21 protein-coding genes are annotated in these 21,476 nt (G+C 40.8%); 12 read left to right on the top strand and 9 right to left on the bottom strand.

Going from position 1 to position 21,476, the window contains the following annotated elements; genetic code table 11:
• The first annotated feature begins 12 nt into the window (after nucleotides 1-12).
• The 3 genes from MKX97_RS14165 to MKX97_RS14155 all read left to right on the top strand — a co-directional run bounded on the left by MKX97_RS14165 (nucleotide 13) and on the right by MKX97_RS14155 (nucleotide 2,906).
• Nucleotides 13-1,041 (top strand): hypothetical protein, encoded by a 1,029-nt coding sequence (locus MKX97_RS14165; RefSeq protein WP_342536267.1) that lies wholly within the window; start codon nucleotides 13-15, stop codon nucleotides 1,039-1,041.
• Nucleotides 1,042-1,229: 188 nt separating this feature from the next.
• Nucleotides 1,230-2,036: a DUF2935 domain-containing protein gene (locus MKX97_RS14160; RefSeq protein WP_342536266.1), complete on the top strand. Its 807-nt coding sequence runs from the start codon at nucleotides 1,230-1,232 to the stop codon at nucleotides 2,034-2,036.
• Between the two features lie 138 nt (nucleotides 2,037-2,174).
• Nucleotides 2,175-2,906: a YqcI/YcgG family protein gene (locus MKX97_RS14155; RefSeq protein WP_342536265.1), complete on the top strand. Its 732-nt coding sequence runs from the start codon at nucleotides 2,175-2,177 to the stop codon at nucleotides 2,904-2,906.
• Nucleotides 2,907-2,940: 34 nt separating this feature from the next.
• On the opposite strand, the gene MKX97_RS14150 is transcribed toward MKX97_RS14155, so the two are convergent.
• From MKX97_RS14150 to MKX97_RS14140, 3 genes are all read right to left on the bottom strand, one after another.
• Complete coding sequence (locus tag MKX97_RS14150) at nucleotides 2,941-3,759, bottom strand: STAS domain-containing protein (protein WP_078818440.1); 819 nt, start codon at nucleotides 3,757-3,759, stop codon at nucleotides 2,941-2,943.
• Nucleotides 3,760-3,828: 69 nt separating this feature from the next.
• Nucleotides 3,829-4,854, bottom strand: coding sequence for a nitronate monooxygenase (locus MKX97_RS14145; protein ID WP_342536264.1), 1,026 nt, complete (start codon nucleotides 4,852-4,854; stop codon nucleotides 3,829-3,831).
• Nucleotides 4,855-4,971: 117 nt separating this feature from the next.
• Nucleotides 4,972-5,655 (bottom strand): hypothetical protein, encoded by a 684-nt coding sequence (locus tag MKX97_RS14140; protein ID WP_342536263.1) that lies wholly within the window; start codon nucleotides 5,653-5,655, stop codon nucleotides 4,972-4,974.
• 126 nt (nucleotides 5,656-5,781) lie between these two features.
• Here MKX97_RS14140 and MKX97_RS14135 point away from each other — a divergent pair, with 126 nt between their 5' ends.
• Nucleotides 5,782-7,974, top strand: a complete 2,193-nt coding sequence (locus MKX97_RS14135; protein ID WP_342536262.1) for a YhgE/Pip domain-containing protein — start codon at nucleotides 5,782-5,784, stop codon at nucleotides 7,972-7,974.
• Nucleotides 7,975-8,051: 77 nt separating this feature from the next.
• A complete protein-coding gene (locus MKX97_RS14130) occupies nucleotides 8,052-8,384 on the top strand; it encodes a hypothetical protein (RefSeq protein ID WP_078818437.1) in 333 nt (110 codons plus the stop codon).
• A gap of 75 nt (nucleotides 8,385-8,459) precedes the next feature.
• On the opposite strand, the gene MKX97_RS14125 is transcribed toward MKX97_RS14130, so the two are convergent.
• Nucleotides 8,460-8,867, bottom strand: a complete 408-nt coding sequence (locus MKX97_RS14125; protein WP_009498544.1) for a YugN family protein — start codon at nucleotides 8,865-8,867, stop codon at nucleotides 8,460-8,462.
• A gap of 140 nt (nucleotides 8,868-9,007) precedes the next feature.
• Between MKX97_RS14125 and MKX97_RS14120 the strand changes: the two genes are divergently transcribed.
• Both MKX97_RS14120 and MKX97_RS14115 read left to right on the top strand, forming a co-directional pair.
• Nucleotides 9,008-10,027, top strand: coding sequence for a YsnF/AvaK domain-containing protein (locus MKX97_RS14120; RefSeq protein ID WP_342536261.1), 1,020 nt, complete (start codon nucleotides 9,008-9,010; stop codon nucleotides 10,025-10,027).
• Nucleotides 10,028-10,113: 86 nt separating this feature from the next.
• Nucleotides 10,114-10,338, top strand: a complete 225-nt coding sequence (locus tag MKX97_RS14115) for a hypothetical protein (protein WP_221837031.1) — start codon at nucleotides 10,114-10,116, stop codon at nucleotides 10,336-10,338.
• A 193-nt stretch (nucleotides 10,339-10,531) separates the two neighbouring features.
• Here the strand turns inward: MKX97_RS14115 and MKX97_RS14110 are convergent, their stop codons facing one another.
• Together MKX97_RS14110 and MKX97_RS14105 are read right to left on the bottom strand one after the other, a co-directional pair.
• The gene (locus tag MKX97_RS14110) at nucleotides 10,532-11,029 is read right to left on the bottom strand and encodes a TspO/MBR family protein (protein WP_340760201.1); all 498 of its coding nucleotides are present in this window, start codon (nucleotides 11,027-11,029) and stop codon (nucleotides 10,532-10,534) included.
• 51 nt (nucleotides 11,030-11,080) lie between these two features.
• Nucleotides 11,081-12,664: an amidohydrolase gene (locus tag MKX97_RS14105; protein WP_342536260.1), complete on the bottom strand. Its 1,584-nt coding sequence runs from the start codon at nucleotides 12,662-12,664 to the stop codon at nucleotides 11,081-11,083.
• A 150-nt stretch (nucleotides 12,665-12,814) separates the two neighbouring features.
• Between MKX97_RS14105 and MKX97_RS14100 the strand changes: the two genes are divergently transcribed.
• Both MKX97_RS14100 and MKX97_RS14095 read left to right on the top strand, forming a co-directional pair.
• A complete protein-coding gene (locus tag MKX97_RS14100) occupies nucleotides 12,815-13,117 on the top strand; it encodes a DUF1805 domain-containing protein (RefSeq protein WP_340760197.1) in 303 nt (100 codons plus the stop codon).
• A gap of 281 nt (nucleotides 13,118-13,398) precedes the next feature.
• The gene (locus MKX97_RS14095) at nucleotides 13,399-14,094 is read left to right on the top strand and encodes a polysaccharide deacetylase family protein (RefSeq protein ID WP_342536259.1); all 696 of its coding nucleotides are present in this window, start codon (nucleotides 13,399-13,401) and stop codon (nucleotides 14,092-14,094) included.
• A gap of 202 nt (nucleotides 14,095-14,296) precedes the next feature.
• On the opposite strand, the gene MKX97_RS14090 is transcribed toward MKX97_RS14095, so the two are convergent.
• On the bottom strand, nucleotides 14,297-14,533 hold the full coding sequence (locus MKX97_RS14090) for a hypothetical protein (protein ID WP_078818431.1): 237 nt from the start codon (nucleotides 14,531-14,533) through the stop codon (nucleotides 14,297-14,299).
• A gap of 34 nt (nucleotides 14,534-14,567) precedes the next feature.
• Nucleotides 14,568-14,759, bottom strand: coding sequence for a hypothetical protein (locus tag MKX97_RS14085; RefSeq protein WP_342536257.1), 192 nt, complete (start codon nucleotides 14,757-14,759; stop codon nucleotides 14,568-14,570).
• Between the two features lie 653 nt (nucleotides 14,760-15,412).
• Here MKX97_RS14085 and MKX97_RS14080 point away from each other — a divergent pair.
• Together MKX97_RS14080 and MKX97_RS14075 are read left to right on the top strand one after the other, a co-directional pair.
• Nucleotides 15,413-19,249: an AAA domain-containing protein gene (locus MKX97_RS14080; protein ID WP_342536256.1), complete on the top strand. Its 3,837-nt coding sequence runs from the start codon at nucleotides 15,413-15,415 to the stop codon at nucleotides 19,247-19,249.
• 18 nt (nucleotides 19,250-19,267) lie between these two features.
• Nucleotides 19,268-20,008, top strand: a complete 741-nt coding sequence (locus tag MKX97_RS14075) for a hypothetical protein (RefSeq protein WP_342536254.1) — start codon at nucleotides 19,268-19,270, stop codon at nucleotides 20,006-20,008.
• A 340-nt stretch (nucleotides 20,009-20,348) separates the two neighbouring features.
• Here the strand turns inward: MKX97_RS14075 and MKX97_RS14070 are convergent, their stop codons facing one another.
• Complete coding sequence (locus tag MKX97_RS14070) at nucleotides 20,349-20,528, bottom strand: hypothetical protein (protein ID WP_078818426.1); 180 nt, start codon at nucleotides 20,526-20,528, stop codon at nucleotides 20,349-20,351.
• Between the two features lie 198 nt (nucleotides 20,529-20,726).
• Between MKX97_RS14070 and MKX97_RS14065 the strand changes: the two genes are divergently transcribed.
• Complete coding sequence (locus MKX97_RS14065) at nucleotides 20,727-21,422, top strand: DUF421 domain-containing protein (protein ID WP_078818425.1); 696 nt, start codon at nucleotides 20,727-20,729, stop codon at nucleotides 21,420-21,422.
• Nucleotides 21,423-21,476 lie beyond the last annotated feature (54 nt).

Below are 21,476 nucleotides of genomic sequence, written 5' to 3'. Positions count from 1 at the left end.
GAGGGATACACTATGAAAAAGTCGCTAGTTTTCTTACTAGGTTCCATTGCGTTCCTGACTGCTCTATTCGTTGTACTCGGATTTGTATTCGACAAGGATGAAAATCAAAAACAAAATGGTCTGACTGAAGTTTACAGTGTGTCATCGGATGGTAAAATCGCCTATGTCGTCTATGAAAAAGGGCAAGCGAATTTATATATGACTCTTCAGGAACAGCCACTTATCCAGTTACCAGTTGAAAAAGAGATTGTAGATTTGACGTTTTCCGAGGATGGGAAGCGGTTAGCTTTCGCGGTTACTAATAAAGATCGGGAACAAGATGCGGAGACAGATATCCATGTCGTACAGTTGGATTCATTGGAAGATGAGCAGATACTCTCGGTAGATTCACTTATTACAGAAGTAGCGTTTGATCCGAAAAATCCAGAGTTGCTGTTTTATTTGCAAGCTGCAACATTTACGAATTATTCGCCGGTCGCTTCGAAGCATCCACATGACTTTGACGTGCATAGTTATCATTTGAAAGAACAAACACATACACAATATACTGATATGAAAAAATATAGTATGGCATCCTTGCAAGTTTCTTCTAAGGATAAATCAGTATTTGTGCAAATGGATGATGATGAAAATGTTGAGTCGGCAGATGAAGTATTTTCATCCAGTCAGCGTATCTTCGAGATTCCACTAGATGATCCGGATGGAAAGTCGATAATTAGCAGTCCGGTCCAAGAGGAAGATATTTATGATTTCACTCTAGTACCCGAACGGCAAGAAATTATTTATCAGGCAGTAGCAGGGACCGGAGAAAACGGCATTTTTGAATATGAATTATTTGCTTTTAATTGGAAAACGTATCAAACGGAGCAGCTGACTGCGTTGAAAGAACATACTACAAAGCCGGTACTGGGTCCCGATGCAAAGATCTATTTTATGGTAGACCGAAATTTTGCTGGACGGTCACCAGATTATCATCTATATAGGATGAATATGGATGGCAGGAACGTAGAAAAAGTACCATTAGAATCTGTTGGTAAATGATTTTCATAAACACCCTCTGTCCTTTCATAAACTGTAAAGACTATTTATTTTTATTCAGCAAAAGACTCCTGATGAATAAAAATAAAGCCTCCGGCGGATGTCACAGATTTTGAAAGGAGTCAATTGTGCCAAAATAATTCAAAATCTAGACCCAATCACGCCGAGGCGTAATTGATGGGGGTGTTTTGTTGTCGAAGGATTACCAAGAAGAAGCATTGTTTGAATTGCATTTTTGGTTGCAAATACTAGGGGACCATGCACGGTTCATTCATGACTCTCTCGCACCAGGCGAAGCTGAACGTATTCAACAAGCGAATACATTCATCCAGTTATTTGACCAATTGCTTACCGAATCGAAACGGCCAATGGACAATCCAGCTCTGCAATCATTACTGCAAACTTCAAAAACCGCCAGCGAACAAATACGACTTTTCAAATTGCAGCTCGTGGCAGCACAATTAGTGGGTGAAATCAAAATCACCTTAACTCCTTCATTCATCAATCATATGGTCAATGAAGTAGAGGAAGCCATCCGTCTCTTTAAATACCTGGCTCAAGGGGAGGTACCGCCGCCTGTTCATCCGCTTCACCATGACTTATTGTGGTTGTTGGATGCAGCTGGTCACGCAGGAGCCATTGATGCGAATTTGGATCGAGTCGAGAAGTCGTTGAAAGAAAAAGGGCAGAAATTCACGCAGGAATGGGAAGCTTTCTATTTAAAAGCAGTGGAGATGGCTGGCTTTTTGAGAACAAATGTCACTCAATTTCCTGCATTGGCCAAATTTCATCAGGATATCAATTTAGAGATGACGATTTTTAAATCATTTTTACGTGAGCTGGAAGAATGGGAAATGAACAAGGAAATCCTTGGCTCGTTTACGGCTCTGATGGCGGATCATATGGCAAGAGAAGAGTGTTATTACTTGATAAAACTCTCTGAAACCACGGATATTGCGAAACCTTCATGTGATCCGAGTAAGCCAAGAACCAACTAAACTATTCTTCAAACAAAATAGACAGCATGGGAGAGATCCTATGTTGTCTATTTTTTGGCGACCAAGAGCTAGGTTTTGATTTTCGAGAGTAAGGGTAAAGAAGTTAACAGTATAGTTTGCTTGAAGGAGGTTAAACCATTGATCCAGACATCAGATGCTTTATTGACAAAAGAGGACTTTACGGAACGGGGTGATTTGCCGGATTGGTTGCTGAGAGAGTATCAGACATTTCACCAAACGGTTACGGATCGGACGTTTCCTTGTTATTTTGGAATGAATGGTGAGAAGAAGGGCGAATTGCGATACGGTTATATTACACAAGATGACTGGTCGAACTTGCCGAAAACTATGGAATTATTTTTGGAGTTATTCGAGAATCCGAAGCATAAGCGTCATGGACTCTTTGTTTTCGTGGAGCCATTTCCGAATGAAGGTACGCTAGAAGAATACCGTCAGCAATTTTGGGATATTCTGCAATATTTACATACAGCCGATGAAAAAGAATGGCCGCAAGATGCACCACGTGATCCAGATCATCATTTATGGGATTTTCATTTTCATGGCGAGCCGATTTTTGCCTTCGGCAATGCACCTGCCTATAAGCAAAGAAGAACGCGAGACTTAGGCAATTCTATGGTAATCGGCTTTCAACCACGAAAGATTTTTAAGGGGCTTGAAGGAACTGAAAAAGGCGGCATCAACTCACGCGAAAAAGTAAGAGAGCGTGTAGAACTATGGGACAAGTTGCCGAAACATCCAGATATCAGCCATTTCGGTGATCCGACACATAATGAATGGAAACAATTCTTCATCGGGGATGACTGCGAACCGATAAGAGGGAAATGTCCTTTTAGCCATAAAGAAATGTAAGAAAAAGCGATACCTCAAAAGGTATCGCTTAAAATCATTGGAAATACATATCTAATGCTTGTTGTAAGGTACCCCATGTCTTGGTTTGCGAATCGAAAACAACTCCTAACGCTACAATGTTACGGACTACGTCAGGCTTGAGACCCGTAATGACGACATTGCATCCCATCATTTTAGCCCCTTCAATCATTTTCAAGAATTGATCCACCACTTCTGTTTTCATGTCTCCAATCCCTGACAGATCAATGATTAAGGTATGGATATGTTGCTTCGATATCTTCGTCAATACTTGTTCTTCCATCACTTTCGCACGAAAATAATCAATAGTACCGATTAGCGGTAAAATACTGACAGTTGAGTTGATTGGAATAATGGGTACGGATAAATTTTCTACGAGCTTACGCTGCTCACGCAAAAGCATGTCTTTGTAAGTTGAGTAATTAATGAAAAATTCATTGAGAAATCGATCGACTTGATTATTTACATTTTTCTCCAATTCGAATAGATCATAGTTCGTAATATTATATTGTTCAATCATTCTCTGAATGTTGATCCACAATGTTCGGCGAATTGCCTGAACCCATTCCAGTTTTAGGTCAACAGTCAATGAGTGGGTAGCCCATGCAATCCCTTCTTTTTTTGCAAATAAGCTTAATTTCTCTTCTTCTTGCCAAATCACAAAATGTACAAGTTTAAATGCATTATTAATTAGGTCAATATTGCCGATTTGCAAGATCTCTTTTACTCGATCCTTCACATTGACAGCCTGTTTCAATAATTCCTGTTGAAACTCTTCTTTATGTTCATCTAAAAATAGTTCTGCTAATTTTTTGTCAAATGGACTATTGGTCATTAAGTTCACCTCAAAAGAAACTTTAGGTACGTGAATGCGTTATCCTGTTAAAACCTGTTTTTTAGAGAGTTAAAGAAGAGAAGTAGAAAGAGTCAATGCTTGGATTACTTCTTTAACACTCCCGGCACTGCAACGATGAACATTTATCCCAGCCCAAAGCGACATGTATTCTGGCTTCTTTTCTTTTAATGCAGCACTTCTAATAGGTTTTGTTAAATCATTTTGATATGGATAGGGGGCGATCGGTTTTCCTTCCATCTGTTCAATAAATGTATTGCGAATTCCGCGAGCCGTCTTTCCGGAGAAGGCTTTGGTGAAAACGGTACAATTCTCAGTGGTGTTAAGAACCGCTTTCTTATAATGAGTATTCGCACCGCTTTCTTCCGTCGCAAGTAGAGCAGTGCCAACTTGCACAGCTTCTGCTCCATTCGAAAGTAAATGGTGGATGTGAGCTTGCATAGAAATGCCACCTGCCGCGATTAGTGGAATTTGAACAGTACTCACAGTATCTGTGAGAAGTTTAGCTAATGGCAGCATGTCTCCTTCACCGTTAAATGCTCCCCGGTGGCCACCTGCTTCACTACCTTGAAGCACTACAGCGTCCATTCCCGCATGCTCAGCCAGTCGAGCTTCTTGCACAGTTGTCGCTGTGCCAATTAAAAATATGTCATGCTCTTTCAGTTTTGTAACGATGTTTTTTTGAGGCAGACCGAATGTAAAGGAGCAAACAGGAACTTGTTCGTCTACAAGCACTTGAATTTGCCCATCAAACTCACTGGATGAAAATGACGGCTGCCATTCTGAAAGGCCGAGTTGTTGTCTGATAGGTTTTAACGAGTGGTAAGCTTTTTCGATTTGTTCCTCATTCACGATGTTCATTTCGGGCACAAATAAATTCACTTGAAAGGGCCGATCTGTTAGTTGCTTAACTTCTCGAATAAACTGGCGTGTGTCCTCCGCAGTAAGATATCCCGCCCCGATTGATCCTAATGCCCCCGCCTCTGAACAAGCAGCGACAAATTCTGGCGTCGTTACTCCTGCCATGGGTGCTTGAATGATGGGATGCTCCATAAAACGTGTGAATAGATGTTGCAAAGGATATCTCCTCCTGAAATATTCGTAATCTTCATGCTACTAATAAGTTTACCAAATATGAAGGGAAGAAGACAATTGGGAAATGTGAATTTGTTGATATATTAAAGAAATCTCTAGTTAGTAATTTAATGCTTTCATTTCAGCTTCGAAAATTTCCTTCAAGCGCTCCGATGCTGTTGTCCCATAATTGATATACCCGGTTTCTGGCCAATAGAGGGAGCGGGTCATAGAACCATCTGTCAATTCAATGCCGAAGAAAACGCGTTTCCCTTCGGTTGTTCGACCAGCTTCCTCGTATGGAAGTAACAGCAATTCATCAATGAATTCCTTCGTATGCACCTCTGAAAACTCTCCAATGAATGATAAATCTTCTTCACTTTGCAAAATTACTCGATTTACTTTTCCTTCTATATCTAAGAAATCTTCAACTTTTTCAGCTTTTCCAGCTTCTGAAACTTCATATATTTTATCGTTCGCCAGAATACGAAAAGCGGGATCATAGCCTTTTATTTCATACAGTTTGGTTCCTTTCGGTAAGTATGCAGCATCTCCATTTTTTGACGTATGGTTCGCGCCCGCATGACCATCCAACGTATATGTGACTTCTCCTAGTACTCTTTCCGTTTTCCATACCTTATCCATCTCGTTCGTTTCATAATTCGCGGTATAAGTCGTGTCGTTCCAATTCACAAAATCTACCCAGTCAATGACAGATGATTGAGATGAAGGCAACATTTGAGCAGGCTTGCCAGAACAGCTCGCTAGTAATAAAACTCCTATAAGGAATAACGCTTTCTTCATTTCGCAACACTCCTTTGAAACGTAGACGGAGAATTTTATATAAAGTTACACAGATCTTCCATTGAATTGCCGAGTTATGGGTATAGTAGCTAATAACAGTATGCAGCAGAAAAGAGGAGATCCTTCATGAAAGTAAGTTGGAATATTTTTAAAATGGATCTGAAAAATATAAGTAAGAACTGGGTAGCAGCCATTCTAATCGGCGGCTTGGTATTTTTGCCATCATTATATGCCTGGTTGAATATCTACGCGGCATGGGATCCATATGCGCGCACCGATCAATTGCCGGTTGCAGTTGTAAATGAAGACAAAGGCGCTTTAGTGCGTGATGAGCAAATTGATGTTGGGGATGAATTGATCAAGACCTTGCAAGACAACAAAGACATGGATTGGACATTTACGACTAAAAAGGAAGCGATGGACGGAGTAGAATATGGTGACTATTTTGCCGCTATTTTTATTCCGGAAGATTTTTCAAGCAAACTGGGAACAGTCATTTCCGGAAAACCACAAAAAGCAGAAATCGAATATTATGTTAATGAAAAATTGAATTCCATTGCACCGAAGATCACGGAAAAAGGTGCTTCCGTCATTGTTGAAAAGGTGAGCAGTCGGTTTATCTCCACTGTAAACGGCGTTGTGCTTGAGATGTTCAATGACCTCGGTATCGAAATCGAAAAAGACTTACCGGATATCAAGAAATTCGAAGCCTATGTTTTCGATATCCAAAAGCAATTACCGAGTATTCATCAAACATTGGAAGGAATTGTTGGGGACGCAAATTCAGCACAAAAGATTATTAAAAAAGCACAAAAGATGATGCCTGAAGTACAGCAAACAACTTCTGAAGGCTTGCAGACTATCAATGACACGATCAGTCAGCTGACGGTAGCCCAAAAACGTTTGGAGTCGGCTTCGCCTCGTATCAAAGCCGATCTTGAAAAAGTATCTACCATAACAAAAGAGACAAATGCGTTTCTGAAAAAGGTCCAGCAGACCGAGCTTGACTTTACGGAGTGGAACCGAGTGAAGAAGGAACTGGATGAACGTGTTACAGGCAGTATAGGGAAGCTGGAAGGACTAGAGCAGGATCTCACAAATGTGAAAGAAATGGTTGAACAGTTAAACCAAGCAGACAGCGGAGAGCTGGAATCCTCATCTTCATCTCAACCGATTGACGCCGCGCTTGAGAAGGCAGGCAATCTAAAAGATCAAATTCAAGAAATTCAAAATAACGCCCGCACGATTGATGTGTTAGTACAAGGCGAAGAAGAGCGAATGAAAAACAGCATAAATGACTTACAGCAAATTGCCGAAAATACATCGATCCAAGCAGATTCCTTCCTAAAAGAATATGTAAATACGATTGAGCCGTTTGTACGTGAGGAAATTACCCAAGCATTGAAAACATTAAGGAATGCGAAGGGCCTGCTTCTAGAAGTGCAAAAAACGATACCAGAAGTTGAAAGGATATTAGTTAGTACAGACGGGGATTTGAATGAAGGAAAACAGCAAGTACAAAAAGCGTTGAATGAATATCCATATGTCTACGACAAAGTGAACCAATTGGCTAATCGTATTGAAAGCATACAGGCGGAAACGGATATTAATGAAATCATTGAGTTGCTGCAAAATGATCCGCAGGCAGAGAGAAGTTTTTTTGAAGAGCCGATAATACTGAATGAAAATAAGTTATTCCCCATTAAAAACTATGGGACAGGAATGACTCCATTTTATACGGTGCTTTCAATATGGGTAGGTTGTCTTTTACTTATTTCATTACTATCTACGGATATTCACCGGGAAGGACAATTTACATCGAGACAAATTTATGTAGGGCGTTTGTTTACATTCGGGCTCATCGGACTATTGCAGACGCTGATCGTAACCATTGGCGATATTCTTCTGCTCGGAGTGACGGTTAAAGAACCGTTACTGTTCATCTTGTTCGGCATGTTGATCAGCATGGTGTTCATGTCTATTGTCTATACGCTGGTGTCGGTGTTTGGCGATGTAGGGAAAGCGCTCGCTATCGTAATGTTAGTATTGCAAATTGCAGGATCAGGCGGTACGTATCCTGTCATGCTTTTACCGGAATTCTTCCAGTGGATCAATCCAATCTTGCCGTTTACTCATGCGATCGATTTGATGAGGGAGGCAGTAGGAGGAATTGTCTGGGCTCGTGCGACGAAAGATCTTATCATTTTAGTGAGTATAGGAATTTTCATGATTACGTTCGGTGTTTTATTCAAGAAAAAAGTAAATAAAGCGACGAATCGGCTGCTGGCAAAATCGCGGGAAACCGATCTATTTCATTGAAATTCAGATGTAACTGAAGGAGTTTCAATGGAAATCAACAGGGAAAGATAAGTAAAAGAGTAAAGTGAGGGATCAGTATGAAGCGAACCGAAAGTTTAGATGAATTCTTGACATTTGCAAACGCTGCTGAACAACAAGGGGAGACTGGTAATGTATGGGTGCAGCAGGCGAATTATGCGGCAGAAGAACCGATCATGTCGGATGAGGATGTAGCTGGAAGAGAGCCATTGCAACGGTTGCGTGTTTTATTGGAAGCAGGGGAACAACCAATATATTTTGAATCTCTTTTTTATTCCGCTGCCGAACTAGAGGAATTGACAAGTGAATTACAACCTGTTTTTGAACAGTTTTCGAAGGAAGTCCTTGATGCTAAAAGAATGAATGAAAAAGTGCAGGCATTGAACGAGTAGGAAGCAGGCTAATAAAACAGCATGAGGAAGCCCCTTCACTGAATGGTCAGTGAAGGGGCTTCCTCTTTCTTGTTTTTATTCCAAATACTGAAGTATTTCTTCGATTGCCAGTTCACCTGCAGTTTCCCATCGACTTTTATCGCGAATTTGTGCATCGCGGTCAAGTGGTTCTTGGAACTGATTGAATGAACCGCTCACTAATGAACTGCTGTCTCGATCAAGCCCAGTATTGACGACATGCTTGATGACATACGGTTTTTTGAATTTGATTGATGTGTGATAATCATCCAATTCGCCTTCATCCACCTCGAATGGAACGCGCAAGTAAATGGTCTCCCCGCCCTCTTTATGAAGGATTGAATCAAAACATCCTTTATGATAATCCCAACCACCGCCGAAATGATAGCCGTGCTTGCACACTTGATCGCGAAGGACTCCGAAATTGGCGAGTTTACCTTCAATCATTGTTTCCAATTCCAGCATTTAATCACTCCTTTTTATTAGAATTCCTATGTACCGTGGTTTTTATACATTTTGAAAAATATGCATTCAAATGTTTCTTAATTTGTCAAGGGGGTAAAACAAGATTACGACAGGTTATTAAAACTTAGGAGGAGATTTACATGAATAACAAACGATATATAGGAATGTATTTTAACGAAACAGAATTGATGAATCGTGTTCAGGAACTGAAAAATGAAGGATGGCCTGAGGAGAATATTTATGTCGTAGTGAAAAATGATGATCAGCTGACTATGTTGAGAAGTCGTACAGACGCAGAAGTCAAGTCGGCGGATGGCTCTTGGTGGGACCGTTTTATGGGCTTCATTTCTGGAGAAGACCATGTACACCGAATGGTCGATAATTTGGACTTCGGCCCAGGAGAAACGGAACGCTATTATCAAGAAATTGACCAAGGCGGCATGTTGCTCTATGTCGACAAAGGAGAAGCAAACCGTCAATACTTGGATAACACGCACATCTATGGACTAAATCGAAAGAGTACTGATATTAACTTAGGTGCAAATGGACTGAGCGTAACAGATCAAGAATTGAACGGTGGAGATCCGGCTTATCGTCTGAATAAAACCTTGCCGAATCAAAACCTGAATCACGACGATGAACTGGGACGCGTTGGCGCGGAAGCAGTCTTGGACAGACCTATCGATCAAACTGCCTACACAAAAGGAATAAACACATTATCGGATAACGCTACAGAAGAAGAACGGATGCGTCTGCATGAAGAACGTTTGCAGGTGGACAAGCAACGGATGAAGCGCGGAGAAGTTCACCTCGAGAAGGAAGTAGTGGAAGAACAAAGATCTGTAGATGTAAATGTGGCTCATGATGAAATTACGATTGAGCGAAGACCGATAGTAGATACTGAATTGAACGCAGACAGTCGATTCAGCGAAGACGGAACTTTATTTAAAGAAGATGAAGAGACAATTCGGATTCCAGTCACAGAAGAACATGTGGAAGTTACCAAGAAACCAGTTGTCACGGAGGAAATCATCTTGAAGAAACATCAGGTTGAGGAACCTGAAACCATCCATGAATCTGTGAAACGCGAAGAAGTGCGCCTTGATAAAGAAGGCGATGTAGAAGTCCAAGGAGACCCTCTGGATAAAGATCGTTTCTAATTAGCTCGTGCGATATTGCAAACATCTTGTTATTCTCTCTCCGAGTAGGGTAAAATAAAGATAAATAGCCGAGAAGGAGAGAGTGTATGCTGAAGCATCCAGGTATTGCCGCTGTGCTAAGTTTCTTCTGGACTGGCGTCGGACAGATTTATAATGGGCAGATAGTAAAAGGTATATTGCTCATTATCTTGCAAAGTATAAATGCATTGCTAATGTTTGTGCTCATTGGATTTATCACGTATCCAATTGTGTGGATATGGGGCATGTATGATGCTTATAAGACCGCAGAGCGCATGAACAGATCATACTGAATTTAAAAAAGGCTGTCCTGAAAGTGAAAGATCTTTCAGTGATAGCCTTTTTTAGGTATTTAGCCAAGCGAAGCAACGAGGTGCACAAAATTCTCCATCACCGCACTAAAACCGCCATCCTTCTTGCATAAACAAAAGCCGCTTGAAAAGTCACGTGAAAAACGACTTCTCAAACAGCTCTAATTTACGGCTCTCATCTATTCAATTTCCAAGTAGAATAATTTAAAGTTAAAGCGAACATCACCCAACCGATGTAAGGAATCATCAGCGCGCCAGCCGTTCGATCGGTTTTATTGAATTCATAGGCTGTCATAGCGATTGCTCCTAATAAAATAGTCATTTCAACTAACGCAGTACCCCGCAAATTCCATTTGAAATAAAGAAACGACCAAAGAAAATTGAGTCCCAGTTGTACATCATAGAGCGGGGTGGCAGAGTCTTTCTTCTGCAGCATTTCTTGTTTCTGCTCTACCCGGTAATTAGCCACTCCCATCACTGTATAAAGCGCGGTCCATGCGATTGGAAATACAGGACCCGGTGGAGAAAAAGTTGGTTTATCCAATTGAGCATATTGTTCTTGTGTGTTTCGATTGGCCAGCCAGCCGATGACCGACCCACCAACGACAGGAATAAGGATACTCTTGGTCAACCTTTTCCAATTCGACTTTCCATTGACACTAAGCAGTTCCAAGGTAAAACCTCCTTTTATAAAAGTTTTCCCTTTCCGTCCCGGAATAAACTATCACGGCTTACTTTTCTTGTTTTTGTACATCACTTCACCTGCCACGACCGTCATACGGACAGAAATTTCAGGTATGTGATCTGTTTCAACTGAAAATATATCCTCCTCCAAAATTGTGAAATCTGCATCGAAACCTACCGCTAACAGGCCGCGTGAATTCGCTTTTCCAATCGTCGCGGCAGCTCCTGAAGTGAAGAGCTGTACGGCTTCATAGCAGCTAAGTTTTTGATTTGGCAGATAGCCTTCATGCTGTTCGAAAGGCTGGCGCCGTGCAACTGCTGCGTGAATACCGAGCAATGGATTGGGGTCTTCGATCGGAGCATCAGACCCCCCTCCACAAATGAAACCTTTGTCAAGAAGACGTTTCCAAGCGTAGGACCAATCCAATCGATTGGGGCCGAGACGATTCAGCACCCAAGGAAAGTCAGAGGGAACAAAAGCAGGCTGGATATCTAAAACGATTGGCAGTTTAGCCATACGTTCCACTAAATCCTCACGAAGCATTAGGACGTGTATAAAGCGATCTCGTTTCTCTATCGGTGCAGGATATTTTTCGATGACATCCAATGCTTTTTCAACTGCTAGATCACCGATCATATGGATTGCAACAGCTTCATCATACTTGCGTGCGAGTTTAACACGTTCTTCTAATTCCTCATCTGTCAAGACAGCAGTTCCGACGTTATCCGGTTCATCTGTATAAGGGGTGCTAAGTAAAGCGGTACTGCCTCCAAAGGCGCCATCAATAAAAAATTTCATCTCACCTGGTTCGACCCATGGTTCTTTGTATGTAGCTTGATTGTCCATCATTTGTGGAAACACACTGAAATGACGTAGCAAATATGTTCGAAATTTCCGTTCCTCACCTAAGACATTTTTGAATGCGTTCAACGGAGTTTTATAATCGCCGTAGTATCCTAAGTCATCTGTCACAACACCTGTTAATCCAACAGAAAACAGATGGTCTACGGATGTTTGCAAAGCTTTTGTTACATAGGTTTCAGAAGGTTCAGGCAGTAGTTGTAAAACATATTGCATGGCGCCCTCTTTCAATAGTCCAGTAGGCTCCCCGTTGTCATCACGCACGATGACGCCGTCTACCGGGTCAGGTGTGTCTTTTGTGATGCCTGCAAGTTCCAAGGCTTTCGTGTTGACGACCGCAGCATGCCAGCATGTGCGTTTTAAGAGCATAGGTGAATTCGTCACATGATCTAGTTCGTAGCGTGTGAAGATTTTTTTGTCAGGAAAGTTATTTTCATTCCATCCTTCTCCTATGAACCACTCATCTTCAGGAAGATCAGGGTATGCACGCAGCAGCATGTCCATCATTTCATCCGATGAATCCGCACGGGAAAGGTCCAATCTAAGCAATTTCTCTCCCTGACCGATTATGTGCATATGATTATCAATAAAGCCTGGATACACGACCGCACCTTGTAAATCAACGGATTTCTCCGCTTGATCCTCTAACTCATCATAAGAGCCGATCGCCGTAATTTTTCCGTTTTCCGTTAGTAAAGCCTCTATTGTTTGTCCTTCAGTTTGCATCGTATAAAAAAGCGCGTTATGCCAAATCGTCTTCATTCCGTTCCCTCCTCGTAGCCTCTATAGTAAACCGATGGCCGCGAATGAACAATAGAACTGTTCAAGAGCTTGAGGTGGATTAACTAACTTATTGTGTAAGCAACTTTTCTGCATGTCTTTCATATATTGAATTGGAAAGGGGTGGATGAGTTGATTGACACTAAATCGATCCTGATTGATGGGAAGTCATTTCAAGCCGTGACGGTCAGACTGCCGAAGACGACGTTGCTGACAGTTTCGAATGACAAAGGATATATTATGTGCGGTGCGTTAGACGTCGGTCTGCTGAATAGTGTGCTGGCCGATCGAAAGATTATTGCAGGACGTGCGGTCGGAGTGAAAACGATTGAACAGCTGTTAGCGGCACCACTGGAATCAGTAACATTAGAAGCTGAAACATTAGGCATTACAGCAGGGATGAAAGGAACGGAAGCTCTTTTAAAAATGACATAAGGAAAGGGCACACTAATTCCATCATGAATTGGTGTGCCCTTTTTTATTGTTAAATTAACGTTTTAATGAATGCAATTCACGAATTCTCATAAGTTATAATAACACCGCGTAAATTTATGCGATGTTGTTAAAATCCGTGCGTATAGAAGGGTGCATACAAATGATTGTACAAAGAACGGTACAGATATGTTAAACAAAAAATGTATTCAAAATGGATTGGATAAATTACTATAAAAGAAGAACAAGATTACGTAAAGTTTAAAGGGGAGTATAATAAAGTTATGAAAAAGAAAATACTATTCATTAGCATAGCCATTTTATTAGTTTTTCTTTTACTATTTTGTACATATAAATTGATGAATTCTAGAACATTTCAATTATTTGGCGGATTAACAAGTAATGTAGAAACAAATCAGAAGGTAGTTGCTTTAACTTTTGATGATGGCCCAACTAAAAATGTTGATAGTATTCTAGCAGTGTTAAATCAGTACAATATTAAAGCAACATTTTTTCTTATTGGGAATGAAATTGAAATGAACCTAACAGAAGCTGAAAAAATTGTAAAAGCAGGACATCAGGTGGGAAATCATACCTATTCTCACCGACGGATGATTTTCAAATCTCCTTTCTTTATCAAAGAAGAAATTGAAGAAACTGATATTTTGATTAGAAGGATCGGTTATGAAGATGAGATAGACTTCCGGCCTCCAAATGGCAAGAAATTATTATTCTTACCTTATTATTTAAATAAGCAAAAGAGAGACACTATAACTTGGAATATTGAACCAGATAGTGCTGTTGATAAAATGGATTACGTGAAGCAAAATATAAAGAATGGTTCGATTATTCTACTGCATCCTATGTATGATGAGACTGGGGAACAGCTCAAATTAATCGAAGATATAATTAAGTTATTGTTAGATGAAGATTATGAGTTTGTTACGGTGAATGAACTTCAAAAATTAAAAGATGAATAATATATATAGTTAACTAACGTAGAGACTAAATTCAATTAGGTTGGTAAAATAGTATAAAAAAACGCTCAGAAAAAGATCTGAGCGTTTTTACTTGCTGTTTATTTTGCTAATTCACTCTTGAAATACTTCCTAGCGTAGGTTGTTATTTACACTATTTCAGCATTTTTTACCCCAACAAAACTTTTAGGAGATCATCTCGTGTTCATTCTTTTTCATATTTTTCTTCGCTGGAAGAGCGGTCTTTTGTTCTTCGTTGATGACGCTCTTCTTCTGCTTCCATTCGCACATCTTCTAATGGAATGGAATCCACGGTTTGCATATCCTCATGCATATCGTAAATACTTTCTTTGTCAGTCTTCAGATTTTCAGGGTTGTCCATATAAGGCCCTTTCGCATCGGGGCGATCTTTTTCCGTAAACACTTTTTTCTTTTCATTCATTAGCCATCGACTCCTTTATAGTCTTCTTCGATCATCAGCTAAGCAAATTGCCGAGTAGACCTTTTTTTCGTTCGCGCGGTTGGCTGTTTGTATGTGAGCGCTCACCACGCATCGGTGTGTCATTGAACTCATTAAACTGACGTGAGAGTTTATCACGTGAATCTTTGTTTCGCATCAAGTAAGCTGCACCCAAACCGAGCGCTGTTATAGCCATTCTTTTTTTCATAGTAAATTCCTCCTCATCGTAGTTGCTTATTCTCTGTTTTCCCGAATTCAATTGGAATAAACAATACAGTTTGATGACAAACAAAAGAAAGAGGGCAATCGTCTGTCGAGCTTGCCGACTTCCGACTGTCCTCTTCCATTCAAGCTTTATGCGGAAAATTTGATTGTTGCGACTATCCATACTGACGAAATTGTGTACACTCGCCGTATGCGTCTTACGCTGCTCAAACAAACTAAGAGCAGGTCTTTTACTTGCACTTACACAAAAAACTTCTTTTCGCACTACTTGGTAAACCTGTCTTTCTACGGAACCTTCAAAAACAGATTCCCAAACGAGAGTACCTTTTGCCAGTAAAGAAAATTTTCCGCCAAGGCTGTGCAGCTCTTCCAGAGTCAAAGGATCTACTTACTACTTCACACCTTTTCTTCTGTCAGTTTGCCTTGTTGGTATTTGTATACCCGGAAAAAATAAAGGTAAACATCTTTTTAAATTTTTTTGGAATTTTTTTTAAAGTTCTTTCTTGCTCGCGGTAACTTGGGTTTTGATCTATAATATAGGACTGAGGTGAGAGCTTTGAACAAGGAATTAACAGGGAAAAGCATGAACATCCATCTTGCTGTACAAGAGCCCTATAATAGAAAGAATTTCATTCGATGAATTCTATAAATACGACGGAAACTATTTCTTGCAGTCTTGAAATTACAAAAAATGCTCGTCAAGGTATAGAACAGTGGTTTTTGAATGAGCAGGCATTGGTCTCGTCTGAGTCTGCTTTCGATATACATATTGAAAAAAAACCAGCCAATCGACAAGGGAATCAATCCTATTCCCTGTTTTTTGATCCGGATACGAATAAAAAGTTCGCAAAAGAAGTCCAGCAGCGTGTAGCGGTGATGGAATGTGTACTGAAACCTGATGGCTTTGTCGCCACGGGCTTTCATGTCAGGGGAGCGAAAGAACCTGTCCAGACAAACCGGCGACTTCATACGGCGGTGAAATTCCGTTTGAATCGAGCGGGTGTTGCCTTGCCGATTCAGTTCTACACAAAAATGCGTGAATTGCCAATAGCGGAAGAGCGTTCGGAATACGTGAAGAAGCGAATTGAAAGTTGGGAAGGTTATCTGCAGATTGCCGAGAAAAACGCGGATGTAGAAGATATTTCCTGCACATTCACGCAAGCTAGTCTTACTAGTGATTTCACGAAGTTACGTCTTCATTGCAAAGACTTACAAACGAAAAATTGGAAGCAGCTCAGAGGCTTCAGTGTGAAATTACTGGAGCTATCGACTGAAATTGGCCAAATCGTCGATGTCCAAAAATCCCAAAAAATCATTGTAGTTGAACTGAATCAGCGATTTCAAAAAAGATCACGGCAAGAGCAATGGCTTCCGAAAAACAATAAAAAATTAGTGCTGACAAACTTTGCTGAACTGAGTCAAATCAGAAGGCTGCGAAAAGGATTTAAAGATTTACAAGACGGTCTGGCGGCGAATGCCAATTTAGAGAAAGTTTTATTTGAAGAACGACCTGTAGTAAAGATCAATAATAAAAATCCTGACCTCGAGTTCCATAATAATTTGAATGAATTTCAGAGGGAAGCAGTAACAGGTGCCATGAAGGCGCATGATCTCTTCGTTATACAAGGACCACCCGGCACAGGTAAAACGACAGTGATTTCCGAAATCTGCTATCAGAACGTTAAAGCAGGGTTGCGTACACTCGTCGCCTCCCAATCCAATCTAGCTGTAGACAACGCACTTGGCCGTTTGTTGACGGATCCCGCGACTCGTATATTGCGATACGGGCGCTCGGAAAGTATTGAAGAAGAAGGCAAGCGATTCATAGAAGAGAACGTGGCGTTGAATTGGCGAAATGAAACAATAGAAGCAGTGCAAGCGACTCGGGCCATTTATAAAACGAAGGATCATGAAATGCAACAACAATCCGATCAGCTGGAACGAATAATACAGCAGCAATCGGAAGCGGAAAAAGATTTAAAGGAAGAGCTTGTCCGGCAAAAGCTTCTTCGAGAACAAGTAAGTGAACTAAGAAGCAAGCGCACAGCTCAGCAACAATCTTTTGGACAGCTGTCTCAGCAACTTTCGGAACATCGGAGAACAGTCCAACAATTAGAACAGCAGCTGTCACAGAAGACGAGCGAAATTGTTCAGTTGCAATCCAAGCTGAACAGATTATCTGATACCGCCAAAGTAACGGAGCGGCTGGCGGTTTTACAAAATGGGCTGAGGAGATTAAGGCAAGCTCTACTTTATGTTGAGTTGCGAGGTAAGTTGCAAAATGCAACAGATTTATATCGGCAATTAAGAGTGCAACTAAAAGAATTACCGACTAAGGAAAGTTCATTGAAAGCAGCGCACGAACAAGTTATTCCTATCACTAAAATGGACATCCTGCAAAAAACACTTTCCGCACAGCAGATAGAACTACCCATCCACATCGTCTTACAGATTAATGAATTGCAACGCCTAATTAAAACAATTTCATCAGGCGGGTTTTCATACGAATTTCAAGAGTGGAAAGAGCTCTACGAACGATTTCAGACGGCAATCGAAAAAACAGAACAGCTTTTGCTGACACATCGTTATCCAATTGCCACGCTTGAAAAGCGCTCTACAGATCACTTCACTACACTTCCGGAAATGCACGAGATGATCGATCGACTTGGCAGATTCTTAGTTGACCCGACTACAAAAAGAATATTGCAAACGCCAGGCGCATCTTCAGCAAAAACAGAGATTTTAAAAAAGATAGCGCAAGGAATGTCATTGTTTTATGGAAAAGAAGAAATCGTACGGACTAAGGGAGCCGAAATCCAGCAACAACAAATACGAACGGTAAAACAGCTGTTTAGTGAAGTGAAAAATGAAGTACTACAATTTCTAAAAACACAACAGCGTGACATCGCCCAAAAACAGCTGCACTTGCAACAACAAGAAGCTGAATTGCTGAAGCAACAGGAAGACATTCAACAACAGCTGGAGGATTGGCTGAACGAGAATGACCCGCCTGAAGTCCAGTGGGAAGAGCAGCAGCTGTCTTACGAAATCAATGTAAATGAGAAAGAGGTTTTCGGTTGTCAGCAACAATTACAAGAAATTAACCAATCGACTGCATCTCTGCAAATCATGCAACAACAGCAACTGGAAACTGAAAAACAGTTAGAAGAACACCAACACCAACTTGAGATGCTAGAGGCCACTGAGCAACAACAGCAGCAAGAAAGCGAGAAGTTGCAAGAACGTATTGCCGCGCTGGCTGAACAAATGAATTCAGATGTCGAACACCAATTATCGCGAACTGTGAATGATCTCCGTGAGACGGAACACCAACTTCAGGAATTAAGCAAAGAGCGCCAACAATTGCCGGTCCTGCAGGAATTACAAGCACAGTGGGAACTCCTTTTGAAAGACGCCAATGACTATGACCTTGATGAAATACGCAAGCTTTATGTCGAACACGCGAATGTGATTGGCACTACGTGTGTCGCTTCCGCCTCGAAAAAATTCATGGAAGAATATCCAATGTTCGATGTGGTCATTATTGATGAAGTTTCGAAAGCGACACCGCCTGAATTGTTGCTGCCTATGCTGAAAGGGAAAAAAGTCATTCTCGTTGGCGACCACCATCAATTGCCGCCGTTAGTCGGACAAGAGACAATGGATGAGCTGGTGGATCAGCAAAAAGACGCGGAAGTCCAGCGTGAGATGAAAAAACTATTGAATGAATCTTTATTCGAAAGGTTATTCAGAACGCTGCCTAAGCAGAATAAAACGATGCTCAGCATCCAATATCGTATGCATGAACGAATCATGGAGACGATAGCACCTTTTTATAAGGAAGGGAATTACCAATTGCAATGCGGATTGCCCGATTCAGATCAAATGCGCGACCATCTACTGGAGAGCTCCATGTTCACACGAGACGATCATTTACTATGGTTGGACACACCGAATAAACCTTCATTTTACGAAGACAAAGTAAAAGGCGGAACAAGTCGGTTTAATGAATCGGAACTCCAAATTATCCGAAATACAATGCTTGAGCTGGAGCAAGCGACAGAACAGGCGAAGCTGGAAGGACGGATAAAAACAGAAGACAGAAAGAGTGTCGGCGTCATCAGCTTTTACGGCGAACAAGTGAAGCAAATTGATCGATTGATCCAACAGGAACTGCGGCCGAAACAGCTGCATTGCCGAACAGGCTCTGTTGATAAATTTCAAGGAATGGAAATGGACGTCGTCATTTTGAGTTTCGTCCGAAATCATGGAGACCCAAGTGGAGAGATCGGTTTTGCTAAGGACTATCGCCGGTTGAATGTGGCATTGTCCAGAGCTAGAGAATTGCTAATTATAGTAGGAAGTTCTGAAATGTTCACAATCAAAACGAAAAATAAGTCTACACGTGAAATGTACAGCCAGCTACAAGAAATTGTTGAGCAACATGGTCGTCTTGTAAAAATGGAAGGCTAAAGAAAGAAAGGTGAGCACGTGGACTCGCTGCGGAAGAAATTACAGAAAGAGTTACAGCAGCAACCCGACTTGCAAATAAAGCAGTCTGCCAGTTGGGGATTACCTGTACAGCTTGTAAAAGTACCATATTCGACAATCAAACGTACGACGATGGATATCTTGATGAAAATGATTTTACTGACAATACAAAAGTTAGATGTTACGGAGCCAAAAACCATTGCGGATTTTCTTGCGGTGGAGCCGTTGTTTGTAAAGGATTTATTCGAGAAGATGCAACGGACAAAAATGATACAGCAGCGAAAGGGAATCTTTGAACTGACGAAGATTGGGGTGGAACAGCTACAATCAGGGGTCTATGAGCATCCCCCTGAAAAAAATGAAAAGAACTTTTATTATAGTTTGTCTCACAGGGAGATAGTATGTGAAGAAAAAGAAAATATTCTTACTGCAAAAGTCCCGCCATTTCGTCTTGCAAAAAAACAAGTTCACGACGTTGAAAACCTCGATAGAGAACTGTTACGCATAGTGCTGCTTTCTGTTGAGACGGAAACGTCGGAAGGTTCCTTGCAAATGGTAGTGGATAAAATAGAAACACCTATTCAACTAGCGGATAAACTCATCCCTTGCATGGAGTTTTTAGTATACAATCGTGTCGAAAAAGTCTATTTTACGAGAGTTTGGAATACGCTCACGGAACAATGGGATGAAGTTCTTGAAAAGTATATAGAAGAAATGGATCCTCTTACACCACAAAGTTGAAAAGACTGTCCTGAAAGTTAGAAAACTCTTTTAGTGACGTCCTTCTTTTCTGTGATCAAGCAAGATTCACACCAATACTGCATGGCGCTACACCAAAACCATTCAGAACTGAACGAAACTACTTTAAGACTGCACATTTATTAAGCCAAACCGAACCAAACTACACTCTGAACGTACTAAACAGGCTTTACACCGCACATTTAGCCTTTTCCAGCAATTCAAAGAAAAAGATAAAATGCTTTCTCAACACAAAAAGGAGCACCCTGAAAAGTCGGGTGTTCCTTTTTGAATAGATGAATTTCATTTATCCCAAAATAGAAACGTGTAATACCAAGATGGATCAGGGCCAACGAGAAGATTTCCCTCGAGTTGCTCCCGAAGATTTGGGATCTCTCCGAAGTTCCGCTAATTCTTTTGCAATTTCTTCTTTCATATCGCCAGGCCTGATTTTTTGTTTCTTCGGCGTCTGCGGAAGAGAACTTGAAGCATTACTGCCCTTTGTATGTTCGTCTCGTCCCATGTTGATCGCTCCTTTCTAAAGTTGAAATCAATATAAGTTGGCTGTTCTTCAGAAAATTATACGAGTTGCTTTAAAAAGTAGAAAGCAGATTAATGGAACACAAAAGACTAAGCAAACTGAAAAAGGGGAATAGGCTTAGTAGCTTACTAGCTGGTTACTATGTTAGCTGCATTACGAATATAGTGAGGAGGACTTCAAATGGAATATGGATTAAACGCAGCAAAGCTCGCTGTTGGTATTTTAATGCTCATTTTCATTCTTCGGTTACTGGGGAAGAAGGAATTAGCGCAAATCACTCCATATGATGTAGTGTATTTGCTTGTATTCGGAGGGATTCTAGAAGAAAGTTTATATGATAAAAAGATTACTCTACTTCACTTTATCTTCTCTATTAGCGTATGGGCAGTCATGATCTACTTAATAGAAAGGTTGGCGATGAAATTCAATGTATTTCGCAAGCTGTTGAAAGGTTCGCCTGATCAAATTATAGGGGATGGCAAGCTCAATATGCATTTGATCAGTAAAAATCAGCTGGATATGGAACAGCTCCGTGAGATGTTGAGAAGGCAAGGGATTTTTTCACTGCGGGAAGTGAAGGATTTATACGTGGAGCCGAGCGGTGAATTTTCAATCAATCAATATGCACAATATAAGCCGGTTACCGCAGGAGATATGAAATTGAATATCCCTGAAGAAGATCCATCCGTATTGTTAATTGATCAAGGTAAAGTGAAACATGAAACACTGCAATTTATCGATAAGACTGAAGAATGGTTGCGTGAACAGCTAAAAGAAAAAAAGTATCCTGATTTAAAACAAATCCTGTATTGTGAATGGTCGAAAACAGAAGGTTTTTTTATTAGGACACGCCAAGAGATAATCGATAAGAAATAGTAGTTAGATAGTTAGACGGTACATTTTCTTTGATAATTCTTTATACCGATTCGA

This window comes from Sporosarcina sp. FSL K6-3508, from assembly GCF_038615825.1.
Lineage (GTDB): Bacteria > Bacillota > Bacilli > Bacillales_A > Planococcaceae > Sporosarcina > Sporosarcina newyorkensis.
The sequence above is the reverse complement of the archived record's forward strand: the minus strand, read 5'-3'. Positions and strand labels throughout refer to the sequence as shown.